This is a genomic window from Brevibacillus sp. NL20B1 (assembly GCF_018195675.1).
Taxonomy (GTDB): domain Bacteria; phylum Bacillota; class Bacilli; order Brevibacillales; family Brevibacillaceae; genus Brevibacillus; species Brevibacillus aydinogluensis.
Genome location: NZ_JAGTPT010000058.1, coordinates 1 through 1,553, shown reverse-complemented (window position 1 = coordinate 1,553; position 1,553 = coordinate 1). Strand labels below are relative to the sequence as shown.

Sequence of the window (1,553 nt, the reverse complement as noted above, 5' to 3'; positions counted from 1 at the left end):
TCTATATTCCATAGGGCTAAGGCCATTTAATCGTTTTTGATATCTATCATGATTATAAAAGCAAATGTAATCATCTATTGCTTTAGAAAGCTCTTCAAATGTCTCATACTTATTTAAATAATACTTCTCACATTTGAGTGTTCCCCAAAAAGATTCCATTGGTCCATTATCAATACATCTACCTACTCGCGACATACTTTGTGTCATTTTCGCTTTATCTATCCTGCGTTTAAACCCATGAGAGGTATATTGAAAGCCACGATCACTATGAATAAGGGGATGGTCTCCAGCCAAAAGCCCTGCTGCTTGGTCAAGCGTCTTAAACACAAGTTGATTATTATTAGAATGGCCTAAGACATAACTAACAATTGATCCATCATATAGATCAAGAATAGCGCTTAAATAAGCTTTCTTTGAGGGGCCATATTTGAATTCCGTGACATCTGTTACCCATTTTTCATTCGGCTTTTCCGCTGTGAATTCACGATTCAATATATTCTCCGCCACATGTTGAGGAGTAGAACGCTTATAAGGGGTTTTCTTTCTTCGAATGACAGATTGTATTCTTGCGACTTTCATTAATCGATAGATTCGCTTATGATTGAAATTTTGGCCGAACTTGCGATTCATGTTCAATGTCATTCGACGGTATCCGTATATACCATCAACTTCCTCATGAAGTGCTTTCATTTCTTTTATGATCTCTTCATTCTGAAGTTCTCGAGCAGAAGGCGTACGATTCAACCACTTATAATATGCAGCCCTAGATATTCCAGCGATTTCACAAAGTAGAATAACCTCTACCTCTTCCTTCTCATGAAGTTCTTGGATAGCGGTATACATATCTTCATATCGGATTTGACTTATTTTCGCCTCCTTTCGATTTCCTCTAACTTTTTTAAAAATAGATTCTCTGCACGTAACCGTTCATTTTCTCTTTCTAACTTTTTAATCTGGAGTTGGATAATGTCTTCTGGAGTTAATTCTGCTTCTTCTTTCTTCCTTCCGCGCTTATCTTTTAGTGCTTCATCTCCACCTGCCTCATACTTCCTCACCCATTGGTATACTTGTTGATAAGAGACCTCATAGGTCTCAGCTGTTCCTTGATAATCTTTTCCGTTTTCTAAGCAATCAAGGACAATTTGAATCCGTTCATCCCAAGTCGTTTTTCTTCCTTTCGTCATAGAGTTTGTCCTTCCTTTCGACCTATCCTTTAAATCTCTATGACTATTATAAATGCTAATCCATCTTCGGAGTACGGACCTGCTTGATATTTCATACTTTCTAACGATCTCATATTGAGAAAGTTCACCTGACAAATAATCGATTACAGCTGCTTCCTTTAACTCCTTAGAATAAGGTTTCCATGATGTAGATCTTTTTAATCCTTCCGATCCATACCTTTCAAATCCCACAATCCATTCTCTTAATGAATTTTGAGATATTTGATATTTAGAACAGAGCTCTTTAATGGAGTAGTCCCTCTTCTCATAAGCTTTCATAACTTCATATTTAAACTCTTCAGAATAATGTTTGCCAGACACAGAAAAACT

The 1,553-nt window shown here is 36.6% G+C and carries 1 protein-coding gene; it reads right to left on the bottom strand.

Annotated elements, in window-relative coordinates; all coding sequences use genetic code 11:
• Window positions 1–1,544, bottom strand: a protein-coding gene (locus KDN35_RS19730; RefSeq protein WP_481752782.1) for an IS3 family transposase whose coding sequence is annotated in 2 segments (ribosomal slippage) — window positions 1–902 and window positions 902–1,544 — 1,545 coding nt annotated over the 2 segments. Because the reading frame shifts where the segments join, the coding sequence is not laid out codon by codon here. This gene is flagged as partial in the annotation.
• Window positions 1,545–1,553 lie beyond the last annotated feature (9 nt).